The 18,064-nt window shown below is 65.7% G+C and carries 17 protein-coding genes; 7 read left to right on the forward strand and 10 right to left on the reverse strand.

Translation table 11 applies throughout. From position 1 onward, the window contains the following. Nucleotide 1: 1 nt before the first annotated feature. On the forward strand, nucleotides 2–796 hold the full coding sequence (locus tag HWV23_RS04370) for a creatininase family protein (protein WP_178289205.1): 795 nt from the start codon (nucleotides 2–4) through the stop codon (nucleotides 794–796). Nucleotides 797–799: 3 nt separating this feature from the next. Here HWV23_RS04370 and HWV23_RS04375 read toward each other — a convergent pair whose 3' ends face one another. Further along, nucleotides 800–1,267, reverse strand: coding sequence for a pyruvoyl-dependent arginine decarboxylase (locus HWV23_RS04375; RefSeq protein WP_178289206.1), 468 nt, complete (start codon nucleotides 1,265–1,267; stop codon nucleotides 800–802). An 89-nt stretch (nucleotides 1,268–1,356) separates the two neighbouring features. Then, nucleotides 1,357–2,241: a 3-hydroxyacyl-CoA dehydrogenase family protein gene (locus HWV23_RS04380; protein WP_178289207.1), complete on the reverse strand. Its 885-nt coding sequence runs from the start codon at nucleotides 2,239–2,241 to the stop codon at nucleotides 1,357–1,359. Nucleotides 2,242–2,329: 88 nt separating this feature from the next. Here HWV23_RS04380 and HWV23_RS04385 point away from each other — a divergent pair, with 88 nt between their 5' ends. From HWV23_RS04385 to HWV23_RS04405, 5 genes are all read left to right on the forward strand, one after another. Beyond that, nucleotides 2,330–3,523 (forward strand): alpha-hydroxy-acid oxidizing protein, encoded by a 1,194-nt coding sequence (locus tag HWV23_RS04385; RefSeq protein ID WP_178289208.1) that lies wholly within the window; start codon nucleotides 2,330–2,332, stop codon nucleotides 3,521–3,523. Between the two features lie 578 nt (nucleotides 3,524–4,101). Then, nucleotides 4,102–4,365 carry a hypothetical protein gene (locus HWV23_RS04390; protein ID WP_178289209.1) on the forward strand — a complete coding sequence of 88 codons (264 nt, stop codon included), beginning with the start codon at nucleotides 4,102–4,104 and terminating at the stop codon, nucleotides 4,363–4,365. 106 nt (nucleotides 4,366–4,471) lie between these two features. Beyond that, nucleotides 4,472–4,636, forward strand: coding sequence for a hypothetical protein (locus HWV23_RS04395; protein ID WP_211693312.1), 165 nt, complete (start codon nucleotides 4,472–4,474; stop codon nucleotides 4,634–4,636). A 269-nt stretch (nucleotides 4,637–4,905) separates the two neighbouring features. Beyond that, nucleotides 4,906–5,862, forward strand: coding sequence for a transcription initiation factor IIB (locus HWV23_RS04400; protein WP_178289211.1), 957 nt, complete (start codon nucleotides 4,906–4,908; stop codon nucleotides 5,860–5,862). A gap of 123 nt (nucleotides 5,863–5,985) precedes the next feature. Next, a complete protein-coding gene (locus HWV23_RS04405; protein WP_178289212.1) occupies nucleotides 5,986–7,572 on the forward strand; it encodes a succinic semialdehyde dehydrogenase in 1,587 nt (528 codons plus the stop codon). 43 nt (nucleotides 7,573–7,615) lie between these two features. Here the strand turns inward: HWV23_RS04405 and HWV23_RS04410 are convergent, their stop codons facing one another. Beyond that, nucleotides 7,616–8,992 (reverse strand): adenylosuccinate synthase, encoded by a 1,377-nt coding sequence (locus tag HWV23_RS04410; protein WP_178289213.1) that lies wholly within the window; start codon nucleotides 8,990–8,992, stop codon nucleotides 7,616–7,618. 243 nt (nucleotides 8,993–9,235) lie between these two features. On the opposite strand from HWV23_RS04410, the gene HWV23_RS04415 reads away from it, so the two are divergent. Beyond that, nucleotides 9,236–9,541, forward strand: a complete 306-nt coding sequence (locus HWV23_RS04415; RefSeq protein ID WP_178289214.1) for a hypothetical protein — start codon at nucleotides 9,236–9,238, stop codon at nucleotides 9,539–9,541. Nucleotides 9,542–9,607: 66 nt separating this feature from the next. On the opposite strand, the gene HWV23_RS04420 is transcribed toward HWV23_RS04415, so the two are convergent. From HWV23_RS04420 to HWV23_RS04450, 7 genes are all read right to left on the reverse strand, one after another. Beyond that, the gene (locus tag HWV23_RS04420; protein WP_178289215.1) at nucleotides 9,608–11,938 is read right to left on the reverse strand and encodes a DUF4200 domain-containing protein; all 2,331 of its coding nucleotides are present in this window, start codon (nucleotides 11,936–11,938) and stop codon (nucleotides 9,608–9,610) included. 448 nt (nucleotides 11,939–12,386) lie between these two features. Beyond that, nucleotides 12,387–12,734 carry a helix-turn-helix transcriptional regulator gene (locus HWV23_RS04425; protein WP_178289216.1) on the reverse strand — a complete coding sequence of 116 codons (348 nt, stop codon included), beginning with the start codon at nucleotides 12,732–12,734 and terminating at the stop codon, nucleotides 12,387–12,389. Nucleotides 12,735–12,760: 26 nt separating this feature from the next. Continuing rightward, nucleotides 12,761–13,507 (reverse strand): NRDE family protein, encoded by a 747-nt coding sequence (locus HWV23_RS04430; protein ID WP_178289217.1) that lies wholly within the window; start codon nucleotides 13,505–13,507, stop codon nucleotides 12,761–12,763. A gap of 25 nt (nucleotides 13,508–13,532) precedes the next feature. Next, the gene (menE, locus tag HWV23_RS04435) at nucleotides 13,533–15,038 is read right to left on the reverse strand and encodes an o-succinylbenzoate--CoA ligase (RefSeq protein WP_178289218.1); all 1,506 of its coding nucleotides are present in this window, start codon (nucleotides 15,036–15,038) and stop codon (nucleotides 13,533–13,535) included. Nucleotides 15,039–15,054: 16 nt separating this feature from the next. Beyond that, entirely contained in the window at nucleotides 15,055–16,059 is a 1,005-nt protein-coding gene (locus HWV23_RS04440; protein ID WP_178289219.1) for a mandelate racemase/muconate lactonizing enzyme family protein, read from the reverse strand. After that, nucleotides 16,056–17,006 (reverse strand): 1,4-dihydroxy-2-naphthoate polyprenyltransferase, encoded by a 951-nt coding sequence (locus HWV23_RS04445; RefSeq protein WP_178289220.1) that lies wholly within the window; start codon nucleotides 17,004–17,006, stop codon nucleotides 16,056–16,058. Before HWV23_RS04445 ends, HWV23_RS04440 begins: the two co-directional genes overlap by 4 nt. A gap of 271 nt (nucleotides 17,007–17,277) precedes the next feature. Continuing rightward, a complete protein-coding gene (locus HWV23_RS04450; protein WP_178289221.1) occupies nucleotides 17,278–17,973 on the reverse strand; it encodes a hypothetical protein in 696 nt (231 codons plus the stop codon). Nucleotides 17,974–18,064: the final 91 nt, after the last annotated feature.

Genomic DNA, 18,064 nt, shown 5'->3' on the forward strand with positions numbered 1-18,064 from the left:
TATGTATCTCGCAGACGCCGCCTGGCCCGAGGCCGGCGAGCAACTCGACGACGAGTCGTTGGCAATCGTCCCCGTCGGTTCGACCGAACAGCACGGCCCGCATCTCCCGCTCGCGACCGACCACATCATCGCCCAGGGGCTGGCCCGCGAGGCCGCAAGCAGGGCGGACGTGGTCTGTACGCCCACCGTCAAAATCGGCGTGAGCCCCCACCACCAGCAGTTCCCGGGGACGCTGTCGGTCGACCCGCCGGCCTTTCGCGACTACATGGAATCGCTCGTCGAGAGCCTCGCCTATCAGGGCCTGAACCGCGTGGTCTTCGTCAACGCCCACGGCGGCAACGTCGACCACCTCCGGGAGGTCGGCCGCCGCGTCCGCGAGGACCGGACCGCCTACGCCATCGAGTGGATGTGGGACGAGTCCATCCCCGATCTCGTCGACGACCTGTTCGACCACAACGGCCCCCACGGCGGCCCCAAGGAGACGGCGATGGTGATGCATCTGGCCGAACGCTTAGTCCACGAGGACCGACTGGCCGAAGCCCGCGACGGCGGCGTGCTGGATTTCGACCCGCACACGACCGGCCGCCAGTTCGGCGCCCGGACGTTCTACGACGCTATCGACAACAGCGACAACGGCGTCTTCGGCGACCAGACCGACGCGACACCTGAAAAGGGCGAAGAACTGTTCGAGGCCGCGACCGAGCAACTCGTCCGACTCTGTGAGTGGCTCGACGACCAGCCCTTCGAGAGCCTGATGCCGAAAGACCGGGTCGACGTCGACAACCGAGACCGATAACCGCTACTCCAGCGACAGCGGCCGGTAGACGGCGGCGGTGACGACCGACGTGACCTCCTCGGTCGTCGCCTCGACGATTTTGGTGCGTGGTTCGCCCGTCCAGTTCCACTCGCGAGTCTCGCGGGCGTCTTCGAGGTTCCGCAGCAACTCGTGTTCGCACTCCTCTCGCGTCCCGCAGGAATGCTCCATGAAGACGCCGCCTTCCTCAGCAGTCATCCAGCCGAGACCGGCGGCGATTTTCTCGCCAGGTTCGGTGCCCGTCTTTTCGGCCGTGACGACGGCGACGACCTCACCGACGCCCCAGCGCCCGGGTTCCAGTGCGCCGCGTTCGACGACGGACGCGCCCTCGGGGATGACCGACGAGAGGGAAACGAGATTGTAGTTGTGGATGTTGGCTTCGCTGAGGGCCCGGTCGAACGACCCGAGGGAGGTCCGGCCCTCGCCGACGCCCCAGACGAGATCGATTTCCATCGTGGTGGCCTACCCGATTGCCGGATAAGTCACTTACGAGAGCGGCCTCGGAGGACGAAAGCGACGCCCTCGATGTGGGAGCGTCGCCGTCAGTTCTCGGGCGGTTCGTCGGCCGGTCGGACGGCCTCGCCGTCCTCCCAGACGTAGAAGCCCTCGCCCGATTTCTTGCCGAGGTTGCCGGCGCGGACCTTCTTACGGAGCGTCTGCGGTGGTCGGAAGCGTTCGCCCAACTCCTCGCGGAGATATTCGGCGATATCGAGGCGAACGTCCAGCCCGACGAGGTCGGTGAGTTTCAGCGGCCCCATCGGGTGGCTGTAGCCTTCCTCCATCGCGGTATCGATGTCCTCGACGCTGGCGACGCCGCTTTCGACCATCCGGATGGCTTCGAGGCCGAGCGCGACGCCGAGACGGGAGGACGCGAATCCGGCGCTGTCCCGAACGACGACGGCCTCCTTGTCGAGGCCCTCGACGTACTCGATGGCGGTATCCTCGACGGCCGCGCTCGTCTGTTCGGCGATGACGACCTCGACGAGGTCCATGATGTGCGGCGGATTGAAGAAGTGGAGGCCGACCGCTCGTTCGGGATGGTCCAGCGCGCTGGCGAGTTCGGTGACCGACAGCGAGGAGGTGTTCGACCCGATAATGGCGTCCTCGGGGGCGGCCGCCTCCACGTCGGTGAAGACGTTCTTCTTGAGGTCCATGTCCTCGGGGACGGCCTCGACGACGAGGTCCGCATCCGAGACGGCATCCGCGAGGTCCGGGCCGGCCTCGATACGGTCCAAGGCGGCGTCCCGTTCCTCTTCGGTGACTTTGCCGCGCTCGACGCCGCCGCCGAGGTTCTCCGCGATGGACTCGATGCCAGATTCGATGCGGTCCTCGTCGACGTCGTTCAGTCGGACGTCGTGGCCGGCCATCGCCGAAACCTGCGCGATGCCGTGGCCCATACTACCAGCGCCGATGACGGTTATCTGCATACTAGAGTGGGCGGCCGCCATTACCGAGAAAGTTCGCTTCTCGGATGCGGTCTGAAAGTATATGCCACACCCGGACATGAGACGGCACATGAGCGAGTCCAACCGCGGGTCGGACCGACAGGTCGAGATATTCATGGAGGGGATGGCCGACATCACGCCGGACGTCCCCCCCTCCTTCGAGGAACTGGAGGAAGCCGCTCTCGAAGTGATGGACGAGAAGGCCTACGGCTACGTCGCGGGGGGTGCCGGCGGCGAGCGGACCATCAGCCACAACCGCGACGCGTTCTCGGAGTGGCGCCTGTGGCCCCGGATGCTCCGGGACTTCTCCGAGCGTGACCTCTCCGTCGAACTGTTCGGTACCGAGTTCTCGGTGCCCGTCCTGCTTGCGCCCATCGGCGTCCAGTCCATCATCCACGAGGAGGGCGAACTCGGTACGGCACGGGCGGCATCGAACCTCGACGTTCCGCTCGTGGCCTCCTCGGCCGCCTCCCACACCATGGAGGACATGGCCGACGAATTGGGCGATACCCCGGGCTGGTTCCAGCTTTACTGGTCCTCGAACGACGACGTCGCCAAGAGCTTCGTCCGCCGGGCCGAGGAGGCGGGCTACGAGGCGCTGGTCGTCACGCTGGATAACAACATCCTCGGATGGCGCGAACGCGACATCAGCGACGCCTACCTCCCCTTCCTCGACGGCGAGGGTGTGGCCAACTACTTCGCCGACGGAGCGTTCCGCGACCTGTGTGACGCGCCGCCCGAGGAAAACGAACTGCCCGCCATCCGCACATTCATCGATATCTTCGGCGACGCCTCGCTCACCTTCGACGACCTCGAATGGCTCTGTGAGTTCGCCGATATCCCGGTCGTCGTCAAGGGCGTCCTCCACCCCCAGGACGCCGTCGAATGCGTCGACCGCGGCGCCGAGGGCGTCATCGTCTCGAACCACGGCGGCCGACAGGTCGACAACGCCGTGCCGGCCATCGACGCCCTGCCGCACGTCATCGAGGCGCTGGACGGCGAGGACGTGCCGGTCCTCTTCGATTCGGGTATCCGCCGCGGCGCCGACGCGCTCATCGCCTTGGCGCTCGGCGCCGACGCCGTCCAACTGGGGCGCCCCTACGCCTACGGCCTCGCTATCGACGGTCAGGACGGCGTCGAAGCCGTCGTCAAGAACTTCCTTGCCGACCTCGACCTCACGCTGGGCCTCATCGGCTACGACGACGTGAGCGACGTCGACCGCGAGGCGGTCATCCGCGCGGCCGAGTTGCAGGACGGGCCGTAGGTTCGCGCGCGCTCGCTGAGATTCTCATAGACGGTGGACAGTCGGCAGAACCTGTTATTCGATAGATAAGACGTGCCGAACAGATTCGTCTGCCGATGGACAGTTCCGTCCACGAGAGTGGCGGAAATAACCGTGTTAGGACCTCACACCCCGGGGAAACTACTAATACGAACCCGCTTACACGCTGAAATAACTCGGAGCGATTCCCAATGACCACTCGCACTCGCATGCTCGTGTATGCCGCCGCTGCCAAGCGGTGCGTCACGGCTGCGAACGGGTGGTCCCTCGCTCCGTCCGCATCCGTGATTCGCGCCGCATAACCCGGTTCGGCGGCGCGGCGGGCTTTCTCCTGCCGACTACGAGGGAAAGCCCGTGCTGCGGGTGCGGACCCGCTTTCTGCGCCGTCGATACTCGGGAGCCGAGGGTCTCGCTGCGCTCCGTCCCTCGCTACTGAGGTCGAGGGTCTCGCTGCGCTCCGACCCTCGCTACCCCTCGCGCGAATCGCAGAGAGACATCCATCCCCGTTAGCAGCAGGTCCCGCCATCGTGCGGGGCGGGTTCGACTCCCGCCGGGGACCTATGCTCGCACAGACCTACCGAGCACGGCTGTCGGTCCGCGTCCCCCGGGGCGCGGCCGGCGACGTAGAGGGCGGCGTCCGCGACCTGCTCGCGGACGTCGACGGTGTCGAACACGTCGACGTCGAGGATTTGGAGGGCGTCCGCCCGGACGCGCTCGACCTCTACGTCGACGCTCGCGCGACGGTCGGCTTCGCCGACGCGACCGACGCACCCGAAGCCCGGCTGCAGGACGGCTTCGGCGTCCTCGAAGCGACCGTCGAGTGATGCCGTCGGACGGTTCCGGGCCAGTCGGGGCCCTGCGGGTTCGACCCCCGCCGGAACCCTGGGGCATCGCCCCGTGATTCGAATGCGAACGGCACTTCGGCCCTCCATGCTGTACCGCTCCGACCGCCCCCGCGAACTGCCCGCGATGTCGGCCCTCCTAGCGCTCAACGCCGCCTGCGTCCTGCTGCTGTTGGCGGCGCTGTCGCCCTTCCTGGCCGTCTCGGGCCTGTTCGCCGGTGCGGTCTGTCTCGTCGCCGTCCGGAACTCCTGACCGGACGTCGCTTACTTACCTTTGGTCGTTCCGTAACTTGAAGCGCATCCTATCGGATGTCGGTCATGACCGTGCGTTCGGACCGCGCGCGAACTGACTTTCGACGTGAATTCGACCCAACCGCCCCCTCGCCCGCCCCGAATAGGAGCAGGAATTTCCGGAATCGTGTGATTCGGTGCCGTCCGACGGGAACGAGGTGGACGTTTTTGGGGCAACAAGCGAGTAGTGCAAAGACTTTATATGTGGAGTAGGCAAACCATATAAGCATAATGCCAGGGCCCACCCGCCAGCGTGAGCGCACCAGCGAAGACGAGACAGAAAGCGAGGAAGAAACTGGCTGTCCGGAGTGCGAATCCGATTCACTCGTCAGGAGCGCCGATGGCGGGGGTGAGCTCGTCTGCGAGGACTGCGGGCTCGTTATCGAGGAGGAGAACATCGACCGCGGCCCGGAATGGCGTGCGTTCAACCACTCCGAGCGGCAATCGAAGTCCCGGGTCGGCGCGCCGACCACCCAGACGATGCACGACAAGGGGCTGACCACCCAGATCGACTGGAAGGACAAGGACGCCTACGGCCGCTCGATTTCTTCGGAGAAGCGTTCCCAGATGCACCGACTCCGCAAGTGGCAGGAACGCATCCGGACCAAGGACGCCGGCGAACGAAACCTGCAGTTCGCCCTCAGCGAAATCGACCGGATGTCCTCGGCGCTGGGCGTCCCTCGCTCGGTCCGCGAGGTCGCCTCGGTCATCTATCGGCGTGCGCTCGACGAGGACCTCATCCGTGGCCGCTCCATCGAGGGCGTCGCCACCGCCGCGCTGTATGCCGCCTGCCGACAGGAGGGCATCCCGCGCAGCCTCGACGAAGTCGCCGAAGTCGCCCGTGTCGAACAGAAGGAAATCGGCCGGACCTACCGCTACATCGCACAGGAACTCTCCCTCGGCCTCGAACCGGTCGACCCCGTCCAGTACGTCCCGCGCTTCTGCTCGGAACTCGGCCTCAGCGAGGAGGTCGAACAGAAGACCCGCGAAATCATCGAAGTCACCGCCGAGAAGGGCATGCTCTCGGGCAAGTCCCCGACCGGCTACGCCGCCGCGGCCATCTACGCCGCCTCGCTGCTCTGCAACGAGAAGAAGACCCAGCGTGAGGTCGCCGAAGTCGCACAGGTGACCGAGGTCACCATCCGCAACCGCTATCAGGAGCAGATCGAAGCGCTCGGCATCCACTAATCGGTATTCGCTGATTCGTTTTCATCGGTACTTCGCCCGCTACCGGCAGGTACCGTCGGCAACGCTCCCCGCGTTTTCGCTCGTTCCCGTATGGTTAACACACCGTAGAGCGAATACCTCACCATGACAGTTTCCGAGTCCACGACAGAGCCGGATATCGGCTCAACCGAACACGAGTCACTCGAAGGGCTCGAATCGTACGTTACCACCGCCGGTGGCGTCGACGAACGCTTCGATGTCGAGGCGCCGTTCGACGGCTCCATCATCGGCCGGTTGCCCGCCTGTGACGCCGACGACATCGAACTCGCCTTCGAGCAGGCCGACCAGGGCCAGACCGCCTGGGCCGACTGGAGCGTCGAGGAACGCGCCGAGGTCATCATCGACTATCACGACCTCGTCCTCGAACACGCCGAGGAACTGCTGGATATCGTCCAACTCGAAAGCGGGAAGGCCCGCCGCCACGCCTACGAGGAAATCCTCGACGTGGCGATTACGGCCCGCCACTACGCCTACCGTGCCGAGGACTACCTGAAAATCGAACAGCGCGATGCCGCGATTCCGGGCCTGACCGAAACGACGGTCCACCACCACCCGAAGGGGACTATCGGCATCATCTCGCCGTGGAACTACCCCCTCTCGCTCGCGGTCTCGGACGCCCTCCCTGCCATTCTGGCCGGCAACAGCGTCGTCCTCAAACCCGCCGAACAGACCTCTTACACCGCACTGAAGGCCGTCGAACTGCTCCGGGAGGCCGGCGTCCCCCGCGACGTCTTCCAGGTCGTCACCGGCTTCGGTCCGACGCTCGGCGAACCGCTCGTGAAGAATTCGGATTACGTCTGCTTTACGGGCTCCGGCAAGACGGGCCGTATCGTCGCCAGTCAGGCGGGCGAACACCTCACCGACGTCTCGCTGGAGTTGGGCGGCAAGAACCCCGGTATCGTCTGTGAGGACGCCGACATCGACCGCGCGGTCGAAGGCCTCATCCGCGGCTGTTTCACCAACGCCGGCCAGCTGTGTATCTCGCTGGAACGACTCTACGTCCACGAGGACGTCTACGGGCAGTTCGTCGAGGCCTTCGTCAGCGCAATCGAGGACCTGCATATCGGCACGGGCTACGGCCACGACGTCGACGTCGGCAGCCTCATCTCCGAAGACCAGTTCGACAAGGTCACCGAACACGTCGAGGAAGCCAAAGCCGAGGGCGCGACCGTACTCACCGGCGGCACCGCACGCCCCGACCTCGGCCCGTACTTCTACGAACCGACTGTCCTCACCGATGTCGACGAGTCGATGGCCCTCTGTACCGAGGAGACGTTCGGTCCCGTCGTCTCTATCTACAAGTGGAGCGACGAGGACGAGGTCATCGAGCGGGCCAACGACACCGACTACGGCCTCAACGCCTCGGTCTGGACCGAAGACACCGAGCGCGGTAAACAGATTGCCAAACGAATCGAGGCCGGCACCGTCAACGTCAACGAAGCCTACGCCGCCGCGTGGGTCTCACTGGACGCCCCGATGGGCGGGATGAAGAACTCCGGTATCGGCCGTCGCCACGGTGACGAGGGCTTCATGAAGTATACGGAACCCCAGACCGTCGCCGTCCAGAAGCACCTCGGCATGACGAACCCGCCGGGCGTGCCGCATTGGCTCTACGCGAAAATCATGACGAAGGCGCTGAAAATTCAGCGCCACATCCCTGGCATGCGCTAGGACTTCGAAACGACTGCCAGCAGAAACCGACGGCCGAGCGATTCTAGGTCAGGTCTTCGACGACGATGGTCTGCTCGCGGCCAGGGCCGACGCCGACGGCGTAGACGGGCGTGTCCAGTTCCTCGGCGATGTAGTCCAGATATTCGCGAGCGTTCTCGGGGATGGCCTCGTATCCTTCTTCAGCGACGGCGTTCCAGTCGACGTCCTCCCAGCCCTCGAAGGACCGGAGGTTCGCCTCGCAGTCGCCCCACTTCTCGGTCGTCGGGGGCATCGTGAAGACTTCCTCGCCGTCGAGGGTGTACGAGTGGCCGACTTTCACTTCGTCGAGGCCGGCGAGCACGTCGATGTGGTTGATGGCGAGGCCGGTAAAGCCGTTCGCGCGGGCGGCGTGGCGGAGCATCGGGATATCGAGCCAGCCGACGCGGCGCGGGCGGCCGGTGACGGTGCCGTATTCGCCGCCCTCGTCGCGGATGTACTCGGCGAGGTCGGCCTCGGAGGGTCGGCCGCCGTCGTCGGGCGTCTGGCCGTCGACGGAGCCGAGTTCGGTCGGAAGCGGGCCGGTACCGACACGGGAGAGGTAGGCCTTGACGATGCCGACGACTTCGCCGTCGCCGATAACGGTGGGACCGAGGCCAGTGCCGACGGTCGCGCCGCCAGCGGTGGGGTTCGAGGAGGTGACGTAGGGGTAGACGCCGTGGTCGATGTCGATGGAGGTGCCCTGTGCGCCCTCGAACATGAGTTCCTCGCCCGAATCGAGGCGGTCGGCGAGGAACTCACCGCAGTTGACGGTCATGCCTTCGTTGGCGAGGCGGTCGCCGAAGTCGCGGTACTGCTCGAAGAGGGCCTCGATATCGAAGGCGTCGGCGTCGATGTCCTCGTGGTCCTCGATGGAGATGTCGTAGACCTCTTCGAGGAGCGCGCGCTTCTGGGGAACGACGTATTCGAGCCGGGAGCGGAGCGTCTCGGGGTCCAGCAGGTCGCCGATGCGGACGCCGCGGCGGCCGGCCTTGTCCTCGTAGGTCGGGCCGATGCCGCGGCCGGTCGTACCGGCGGCGAGGTCGTCGTCGGATTTGACGTCCTCTTCGAGGGTGTCGATAACGCGGTGGTAGGGAAGAATCGCGTGAGCGCGTTCGGCGACCCGGACGTCGGGGTCGAGGCCGCGGTCGCGGAGCGTGTCGATTTCCTCGAAGAGCGTGCGCGGGTTGACGACACAGCCGTTGCCGAGGACGCCAATTTTGCCTCGGACGGCGCCCGACGGAACGAGGGAGAGTTTGTACTCGTCGCCTTCGTGGACGACGGTGTGGCCGGCGTTATCGCCGCCCTGATAGCGAACGACGACATCGGCGATATCGCCGTAGACGTCGACGATACCCCCTTTGCCCTCGTCGCCGAGCTGCGAACCGACGATGGTTACGGTCATCGGGACGACGTTTCGCCCAAGGTGGTAAACCGATTACGGTCTGGCCAGCCTCCCGCCGACGCTCCGCCGCGCGCGAGGGCGGATTCCGCCGCCTGCACCGCTCTGAACGCCTGCCATATGGGCCGGCGTCACAAGGCATATAAACAGCACTCTCGAACTACGTTTCAATACCCCAGATGTGCCGGGGATGGGCCCAAACGGACAGCAACTTTTAAACCCTGCAAACACGAGTTAACAAATGCCATGATAGATCGGCTTGAGAAGGAAGTAGACATGCTGGAGCGCCATCTGCAGGTGCTGCGGATGGTCATCGAGAACGAGCCTATCGGCATCGTCAAGATGTCCAACGAGACCGGCTACCCCCACCACAAGGTTCGCTACTCGCTGCGCGTTCTCGAAGAGGAGAACCTCATCGAACCCTCCAGCCAGGGCGCAATCACGACCGAGGATACCGTCGAATTCGTCTCGGAACTGGATACGAAGGTCGACGAAATCATCGAAAAGCTCGAAGGGATGAAGATCGACGAAGTCCCGGAAATCGAGAACTGAACGGCTTTTCTCTACGTTTCTCGCTTTGCTGGAAAGCGCGGGCTACCGCGCGATATCGCCTGTCGCCTACAACTCCGGCATCGTCATGTGGAACGACTCGTCGCGGGACTCCACCAGACAGAGGTGGAAGCCCTTGTTGCGCGAGAGTTTCACGAAGTTGCGGTATTTCTCCCGGCTGAGGAGGCTCCCGCTCGTCGCCTCGCGGGCGGCCTCCAGCGCGTCCGGTTCGAAGTAACTCGACGTGACCGCGAAGGCGCCGGCAAATCGGTCGGCGTCCATCCCGATGTCGGATGCGTCGTCGATGAGCGGCTCCAGCGAATCGGCATGGGTGGGGTCGCGGCTCTCGTCCATGTTGGCGACGACGAGCGGGTCGCCCATCCGGTCGCGCGCGACGACGTCGAACTCGATGTCCCGGCCTTCTTCGTCCTCGCCCACGGCAACCGTATCGTCGAAGCTTATGCGGTCGATTTCCGGCAGCGCGTCGTAGAGCGGCCGCATCACGCTCTCCGAACGCGTCGACTGAATCTCGAACAGGAGGGAAGTGAGCAACCACTCCGCGAAGGCATAGCGCGGCGACGACGTGAGGAACGCATCGAACGGTTCGCCGTCGACGGTTGCGCCTTCGTCTTCGAACTGGGTGTGGTACTCGATACGGAGATTCTCGTCCAGTTCGTCCGCGTCGACGTTGCCTGCGTGTGCGTCCTCCAGCGTCGGGCCACCGGGTCCCTCATCGCGGACGAAGAGGCTCGTCCCCGCGAGCGCGCGGTCCGGCGTCAGGCTGACGCCGCTTGCGCCTGCCCCCGCGCCGCCAGCCGATTCTTCGGCGGCTTCGAGCGTTTCGACCCGCTCCTGTAGTCGGTCGCGCTCTGCTCGCAAGGCGTCCAGTTCCGACCGCAGGGAATCCAGTTCCGCCTCGTATTCCTGCCGAACCTCCATGATGCGGTCCTGAACCTCGTCCTCCGGGACCGTCTCCTCAGCCGATTCGGCATCCGGGGGCGCAGCCGCTTGTTCGGACGCCGGTTCCGATTCCGGTTCGGGTTCCGGCTCCGGCTCGGAGGTTGCCTGTGTCCGTTGGGTCTCCGCCGCCGACGTCGCCGCAGCAGCACCTCCGGCGGCCGTTTCACCGTCGCTGGTCTGCCCGCGACCGGTGTTCTCCGGGTCGATGGAGGGGACCGACCGCGCGGTGATACCGTCCATGACCGACCCGGTCGGGTCCGACGTCGAATCGCTGGTCGGAGGCTGTGACTCCGTCGAGTTCCACGAGGAGCCCGACGGCTCCCGCCCGTCCGATTCGGTGTCCGCCGCTGGCGTCGTCGACTCCTCGGTGTCAGTCGCCGTCTCCGTAGCCTGTGTCGATACCGGCTCCGTTTCGGGTTCGGTTGCCGCCGCGGCATCCGACGGGTCGTCGGGTTGCGGCGTCGCGGCCGACCCCGGGGACGCGTCGTCGTCCTCGCTATCGGTCTCGGTGTCGGCTGTGGGCGACGTCTCTGCCTCCGAGTCGGCCGTCGGTTCTGCCGTCGGTGCCGGTTCGGCCGGCGATTCCGGCCCCGTTTCCGGTTCGACGGCGGGGTCGGATTCTGCCTCTCCTGTCGGTTCGGCTGCGGGTTCCGACTCCGACTCGGGTGCCGGCTCCGAGGCCGGCTCCGAATCCGCTTCGGGTTCCGAAACCGAAGCCGTAGTCTCCGATTGAGCCTCGGCATCGGACTCGGGGGCGGGTTCGCTTTCCGGTTCGGGACCAGAGTCAGCTACCGGCGTTGGTTCAGTCGTCGATTCCGGCTCCGACTCAGGTTCGGTGTCCGAGACCACGCCCGCAGCGGCCGTCCCGGCATCCGGTTCGGATGGCTCCGGAATCTCGACGTCGGGCAAGGAGACGGCAACGACGTCGTAGATGCCGATTTCACCCTCGGCTTTCTGCTGGGCCTCCTCGTCGGTAATCAGCCGCCCGCTGGCGCTGATGTAGCCGATGTAGTCCTCGTCGCCGTCCTCGTAGACGACGAAGTAATCGCCGCTGAGAACGTTCTCCGAGAGTTCGATATAGCCCGTGAACCCGCCGCCCGAAAGCGTCTCGTGGACTCTCGATATCGGCGTGTCGTCGCTGAAATACCGACCCCGAACCTCGCCATCGAGAGCGAGCATCGCGGCCAGCGACGCCGTCGCCGGCGCCGACGCTTCGTGAAGTCGGCCGGCAGCGTCCTCGAAGACGTCGATGCGTCCCTCCCGGGGATCTTCCTCGAAGTTCGAGACGACCGCCAGCGGTTCCCCCTCACGGAGGAATAACCGGCTGTCGCCGACCTCAACGGCGCCGCTGAACCGCCGCGACTGCAGGTCGCGGAGGCCGTCGAACCCGCCGTCGAAGGGCGAAACCTCCCACTCCTCAATTACGGTGTGGGCATCCATACACGCCGAAAGCCACAGGACGGGTATATAGGCTTCGCCCCAACCTTTTTTAGCGGGGGCATCGGCGGCGCGAAGCGCCGCCTCAACCCCCGCTAAAAAACGTTGATGAAAAAAGGCCGGACGCTCACTCCGTTCGCGTCCGGGGAACCGCGCTCGCTTCGCTCGCGCGGATGCTACCTGACTATTGCTGTTTTATTCGTCTGAATAATGATGAGGGTAACCGCCACTGTTTCGAACTATTGAATTCAAAGTCAAGAGTGCATCCGCCGAGGGGGCGTCCGGAGGTCGCCCCCGAGGCGGTTCCCGGCGCCGACCGCAGGGAGGCGCCGTAGCGACGAGCGACTACCGCGCCGCGAAGCGGCGCGACAGGAGCGAGTCGCGCATATTTTCACCATGTTTTTGCCCGACTGAGCGCGCCGCAGGCGCGCGAAGGAGGTGCAAAAAGTGGTTATTGATAGGCGAGATTCATCACCCAGTGCGAGAAGGCGTCGCTCTGGGGGTCGATTTCCTCGTCGCCGACGAACGGCGAGAGCATATCGCCGGCCATCAGGAGGGAGAAATCGAGGTCCTTCGGGTCGCGAACGGGGGTGATGTAGTAGGTGTTGTGACCCTCGTAGACGGTTTCCTCCCGGTCGACGAGGCCCATGTCGGCCAGTTTGTCGATGATGCGGCTCCCCTTCCGGGAATCGACGTCCAGTTCCTTCCAGAAATCGCTCTGATGAATACCGCCGCTCTCGCGAATCAGTTCGAGGCCTTCGCGTTCGGTCTCCGAGAGGTCCTCCTCAGAAGCGCTCATTGTGTATACGTGGGCCTGCGAGCCTTTTAAAGCCTCTCTTCGACAGCCTCGTAGGGAGTCTCGCAGGGCGGGCCGTCGGCAAAGGCGAAATGCTGCTCGTCGCCGAGGCGGACGAGCGACGACGAGCGGGTGCCAAAGCCGTCGCGGTGGACGCAGACGCCGTAGTCGTGGTCACCGAGATACTCGCTTGCGCGGGCGGTCCAGTCGGCGGCCGTCTCGCCGTCACGTGGCTGGAGGTCGGTCTGGAGGCGCTCGGCGTTGGCGGCCTGCTGCTTGCCGACGTCGGGGCGTGCCGAGGGGACGAACCACTCGTCGGCAGTGCCCACGTTGACGATGACATGAATGCCGGGGGCGAAGGACTCGGTAACGTAGCCGCCGCCGGTTTCGTCGCCACGGTTCGCGACGAACAGGCAGTCCTCGCTGTCGGCAAGCAAGAAATGGAAGGGCGCGTATTCGCGTTCGTCGAGTTCCGCCTCGACCCGGGCGAGGGCGTCGTCAGCGGTCGGTTCCGCGAGGGCGTCGTTTACCAGCAAGCCGCGGGAACGGTCGCCCTCGCCGGCCTCCCAGCGGTTAGTGACGGCCGCGAAGACGCCGTGTTCGTTGTAGCCGATCCACGTCCCGCCGGCCCGCTCGTCGCGGGGTGCGAGCACGCGGGGCGGCCCCTCACGGACCGTCGGCGGCGTGGCTGGTCGGTCGAACGCCTCGTCGCGGTTCGCGGCGACACAGATCGGCGCATCATCGAAGACGCGCCATGCAACAGTGAGGGTGCACACGCCTCAGGCTAGGGCCGGCACCGGTTTAAATCTCGTCGGCATGCCCGTCGGCTTCACGGAGTCGCGCCGTAACGGCCTCCCGGTCGACCGTGCCCGAGGCAGTGCGAGGCAACGCCTCGGCGAAGGCGATGGTTCGGGGGAGCTTGTAGCCCGCGAGTCGATCTCGGCAGTGGTCCCGAATTGCGTCGGCGGAGGTTTCGGCGCCGTCGACTGGGACGACCAGCGTGGCGACGCGCTCGCCCCACTCCTCGTCAGGGAGGCCAACGACCGCACAGTTCTCGATGGCTTCGTGGGCGCGAATCGCAGCAGCCACCTCGGACGGGTCGACGTTCTCCCCGCCGGTGATAATGGTGTCGTCAACCCGCGCGTGGACGTAGACCTGCCCCTCCTCGTCGCGATGGCCGAGGTCGCCCGTCCGGAGGCCGCCGTTAGTGAAGGCCTCGATAGTCGCCTCATCGTCCAGATAGCCGGGCGTGACCATCGGGCCGGTGACGACGAGTTCGCCCGTCTCGCCGGCCTCACAGATTGCGCCAGCCTCGTCGACGACGGTTAGCTCGGCGAACATAACGGGGTTGCCGACCGTCTCGGGGTTGCGCCGGGCCTGTTCGGGCGTCGCCGTCGCTATCTGGGAGGCGGCTTCGGTCATCCCGTAGGTCGGCGCGACCGGAACGTCCCGATTCTGGGCGCGCTCCAGCAGGTCCGGCGGGCAGGCGGCACCGCCCAGCAGGACGAACCGGAGGTCCGAAAGCGGGCCGGCGTCGACATCGGTATCGAGCAGTCGCTCCAGCATCGTCGGGACCAGCGAGACGGCGGTCGTGCCGGCCGCTTCCATCGCGGCCAGCGCCGCTCGGGGTTCGAAATCACGCTGAACGGATATCGTCGTCCCGTAGAGCGTCGACCGATAGACGGGCGCCAGTCCGCCCATGTGGTACATCGGCAGGCAGACGTGCCAGCAGTCGGTATCCCGGAGGCCGAGCCGGAACGCCGAGGCCGTCGCGCTCGCGAGGACGTTGCCCATCGTCAGGACGACGCCCTTCGGGTCGCCGGTCGTTCCCGAAGTGAACATGACGACGAGCGGATTGTCGAGTTCCCATTCGGGGAGGTCGAAGGGTTCCGGCTGGACGCTCGCCAGCGCCTCGGCGCTCCCTTCAGGCTCGTCGACCGACAGAACGTTTGCGTCGGTGGCCTCGGTGACGGCCGCCTCCGTGTCGGCCTCGCAGACGACGACTGTAGGATTCACGCGGTCGAAGCGAACCGACAGTTCGGCGGCCGACAGGCGGGCGTTGACCGGCACCAGCACGGCCCCGAGCCGCTGGGCCGCGTGGGCGAGTTCGACGAACTCCGCGCGGGTTTCGGCACAGACGACCAGCGCGTCGTCGACGCCGACGCCGCGTGCGGCGAGGCGGCCGGCGAGTACCTCGACCCGCTCGTCGAGGTCCGCGTACGTCTTGGCCCGGTCGACGTCGCCAGCGGCGGCTATCGCGGTTGCCGTCGGCGTCGCGCTCGCCCGGGTCGCCAGCCAGTCTCGCATCGTAGCGTAGCCTCTTTCACGAGGGGGGAATATTTCCTTTTCCTTGTGGAACGACGGCCGCCCCCGACCGTATCGGGGCGACGTTCTCCCGGATATCCTCGACGAGGAGGCTTCTCGTCGCCAATCCACAGGCACGAACCCGCGGGAGTGCAGCCGCGAGGTGGACCGCGGCAGCCCGGGCCACCGCGCCGTCGATGGTCGTCGTGACAACGACATCGAGGCCCTCATCGAGAGCACGGCGAGCTACATCCGCAGCCCGGTCGATACCGCCCAGCGCCATCGGCTTACAGACCACGACGTCGGTGGCCCCCGCCTCCAGTACCGCATCGATACCGTGCTCGTGGAGTCCCTCGTCCAGGGCGATACCGACGGTACCACCGCTGAGAGCGGCATGGCCAGACAAATCGTCGGCTGGCAAGGGCTGTTCGACGAAGGCCACATCGAGGTCGGCGAAGGCCGACAGCGCACGCTCGGCGGTCTCGCGGTCCCACGCACCGTTGGCGTCGGCCCGGAGTTCGATATCCGGGCACCGCTGTCGGACGGCTTCGAGACGGTCGATATCCTCCGAGAGCGACCGCGAACCGACCTTGAGTTTCACTGCCGGATACCCTTCGGCGACGGCATCGGCGGCCGCCTCGGCAGTCGCCTTCGCGTCGTCGTCACCGACCGTCGCGTTGACCGGGACGCGTTCGATGCGGGAATCGGCGCCAAGGTAGCGATATAGCGGCACGTCAGCAGCGCGTGCGCGGGCATCGAGAGCGGCCAGCGAGACACCGTGTCGAGCGGCCGGTGTCCCATCGAGCCGGCCGCTATCGAGCGCGGCTTCCGGGTCCGCGACATCCCGGAGTGCGGCCTCGCAATCGTCGAGCGATTCCGTCCAGCCCGGAAGCGGCGTCGCCTCGCCGAGTCCCGGCGTGCCGTCGATATCGAGACGTACGAGGAAGCCCCGGCGCTCGTCGATAGTACCGGCGGCGGTCTCCAGCGGCGTCGACAGCGACAGGGAAAAGGGGTCGATTCTCATACGAGCGTCGGGAAGGCGAACCCGATGGCAAAGAGCAGCGAGTGGGCAAAGAGGAGCTTCCCGGTCTGCTCCAAGGCGGGATTCAGCGCCGCACCCTCGGTGTGGGTCCAGACCGTGTGGCCGAGACGAGCGGCGAGCGGCGCGGTCAAAAGCGGCAGCAGGACGGCGGGCGTGTAACCGTCCGCCCAGAAGACGACCGGGACGACGTAGGCCATCCCGACCATTGCGGTCCACTCGATGCGACTGAGACGATAGCCGAGCATGACCGCCAGCGTCCGTTTGCCGGCGGCGGCGTCGGTCTCCTTATCTCGGATGTTGTTTACGACGAGGATGGCCGTCGAGAGGCCGGCCACGGGCAGCGCGGCGACGACGGCGGCGACGGGGAGCGTTTCAGGCGGGACCGAGAGCGGAAGCGGGTCGGCAACGTAGGTGACCGCCTGTACGTAATAGGTGCCAGCGACGGCGACGAGGCCGAAGAAGACGAAGACGAAGACGTCTCCGAGGCCGCGGTAGCCGTAGGGCAGCGGCCCGCCCGTGTAGGTGATACCGGCGACGACGCTGGCGAGGCCGATGACGACGATTGGGAGGCCGCCGATATAGACGAGATAGACCCCGATAACGATAGCGAGGCCGAAGGTCGCGTACATCGCCGCCTTGACGCGACCGGGGTCGATGATTCCGCCGGCCGTCACGCGGGTAAAGCCCTCCCGGTCCTCCGTGTCGGCGCCGCGGACGGCGTCGTAGTAGTCGTTGGCGAAGTTGGTCCCGATTTGCAGCAGGAGCGCGCCGACGAGCGCGAAGACGGCGGGCAGCGGTGCGAAAACGCCTTCGTGAATCGCCAGGCCGGTCCCGACGATGACGGGCGCGGCGCCAGCCGGGAGCGTCTGGGGCCGTGCCGCCATCAGCCACGCCTTCACCGGAGAAACCGCCTCGGTCGTTTCGGTCATGGATACCTGATTGTCGATACTCGGGCCGGACGCAGTATAAGGCCCGGTGGTCCGCCCTGACGTTTCGTCCATCAGTCGGGAGACGTTTTCGTGGGACGTTCCGCAGTCGGATGTCGGCCGCCACTACTGCGATTCCTCGCAGGCGGACGAGGAAACGATGGAATACCTCGAAGGAGACGCTCTCGGCCGGGAAGTGCGGCCGCTGTCGGCGGTGGCGTCGAAAGGGAGGAATGGGATACGAGGGTGCCTACGGGAGGACGGGGACTGCGACTTAGGCGGAAGTCGCTTCGTCGGCGGCGTCCTCGACCTGACTTGCGACGTCGTCGGCAGCGTCCTGAACCTGCTCGGAGACGTCCTCGACCTGTTCGGTCACGTCTTCGACCTGTTCGGAGACGCTTTCGGCCTGCTCCTCGAACTGCTCGGAGATGGTGTCGAGCTGGTCTTCGACCTGCTCCTGGAAGTCGTCGCCCTGCTCTTCGAGCTGTTCCTGAAGGTCCTCGATCTGCTCTTCGAGCTGTTCGAGGGCGTCGATAGTCTGGTCTTCGAGGTCCTCGTTGGCCTCGAGAAGCGCGTCGACCTGCTCGTCGAGCTGGTCGAGGAAGTCATCGAGGAACTCCTCGAGGGAGTCGTTGCCGTCACGGAGGTTCTCCTCGAGCGTGTCGAGGGCGTCCGTCTGGCTCTCTTCGAGCGTGTCGAGCTGCTCGTCGATGCTGTCGCGGAGGTCACCGAAAACGTCCTGTTCGGCGGGGACAGCAGATTCGACGGCGTCGAGGTAGCTGTCGACGGTCGTCCGCAGGAGGTCGTTGCCGCGGTCGGAGACGTCGCGGGCCGGGTCGATGGTGTCGAGGACCGTGGAGTTGACCTGCTTCTGGATTTCGACGCCGCGGGAGACGGCGTTGTGGGTCTGCTCGATGGTGTTACGCTGCAGTTCGAATACCGTTTCGACGGGGTTCGTGTTCTCGCTCATCGTATTACCGATTAGTACCCCTTGGCATATAAATTTGACTCTAAAAACCACTCAGAACCATTGAGTTACATTGAGTGTCTCAGGAAAGTGG

Source organism: Natronomonas halophila, from assembly GCF_013391085.1.
GTDB lineage: Archaea > Halobacteriota > Halobacteria > Halobacteriales > Haloarculaceae > Natronomonas > Natronomonas halophila.

Excerpts from the sequence above, each read along its gene's own strand:
- HWV23_RS04400 (WP_178289211.1), top strand. The coding sequence starts at position 4,906 with ATGCCAGGGCCCACCCGCCAGCGTGAGCGCACCAGCGAAGACGAGACA.
- HWV23_RS04380 (WP_178289207.1), bottom strand. The coding sequence starts at position 2,241 with ATGCAGATAACCGTCATCGGCGCTGGTAGTATGGGCCACGGCATCGCG.
- HWV23_RS04415 (WP_178289214.1), top strand. The coding sequence starts at position 9,236 with ATGATAGATCGGCTTGAGAAGGAAGTAGACATGCTGGAGCGCCATCTG.
- HWV23_RS04375 (WP_178289206.1), bottom strand. The coding sequence starts at position 1,267 with ATGGAAATCGATCTCGTCTGGGGCGTCGGCGAGGGCCGGACCTCCCTC.
- HWV23_RS04425 (WP_178289216.1), bottom strand. The coding sequence starts at position 12,734 with ATGAGCGCTTCTGAGGAGGACCTCTCGGAGACCGAACGCGAAGGCCTC.
- HWV23_RS04390 (WP_178289209.1), top strand. The coding sequence starts at position 4,102 with ATGCTCGCACAGACCTACCGAGCACGGCTGTCGGTCCGCGTCCCCCGG.
- menE (WP_178289218.1), bottom strand. The coding sequence starts at position 15,038 with ATGCGAGACTGGCTGGCGACCCGGGCGAGCGCGACGCCGACGGCAACC.
- HWV23_RS04440 (WP_178289219.1), bottom strand. The coding sequence starts at position 16,059 with ATGAGAATCGACCCCTTTTCCCTGTCGCTGTCGACGCCGCTGGAGACC.
- HWV23_RS04420 (WP_178289215.1), bottom strand. The coding sequence starts at position 11,938 with ATGGATGCCCACACCGTAATTGAGGAGTGGGAGGTTTCGCCCTTCGAC.
- HWV23_RS04405 (WP_178289212.1), top strand. The coding sequence starts at position 5,986 with ATGACAGTTTCCGAGTCCACGACAGAGCCGGATATCGGCTCAACCGAA.
- HWV23_RS04410 (WP_178289213.1), bottom strand. The coding sequence starts at position 8,992 with ATGACCGTAACCATCGTCGGTTCGCAGCTCGGCGACGAGGGCAAAGGG.
- HWV23_RS04395 (WP_211693312.1), top strand. The coding sequence starts at position 4,472 with ATGCTGTACCGCTCCGACCGCCCCCGCGAACTGCCCGCGATGTCGGCC.
- HWV23_RS04450 (WP_178289221.1), bottom strand. The coding sequence starts at position 17,973 with ATGAGCGAGAACACGAACCCCGTCGAAACGGTATTCGAACTGCAGCGT.
- HWV23_RS04370 (WP_178289205.1), top strand. The coding sequence starts at position 2 with ATGTATCTCGCAGACGCCGCCTGGCCCGAGGCCGGCGAGCAACTCGAC.
- HWV23_RS04445 (WP_178289220.1), bottom strand. The coding sequence starts at position 17,006 with ATGACCGAAACGACCGAGGCGGTTTCTCCGGTGAAGGCGTGGCTGATG.
- HWV23_RS04385 (WP_178289208.1), top strand. The coding sequence starts at position 2,330 with ATGAGCGAGTCCAACCGCGGGTCGGACCGACAGGTCGAGATATTCATG.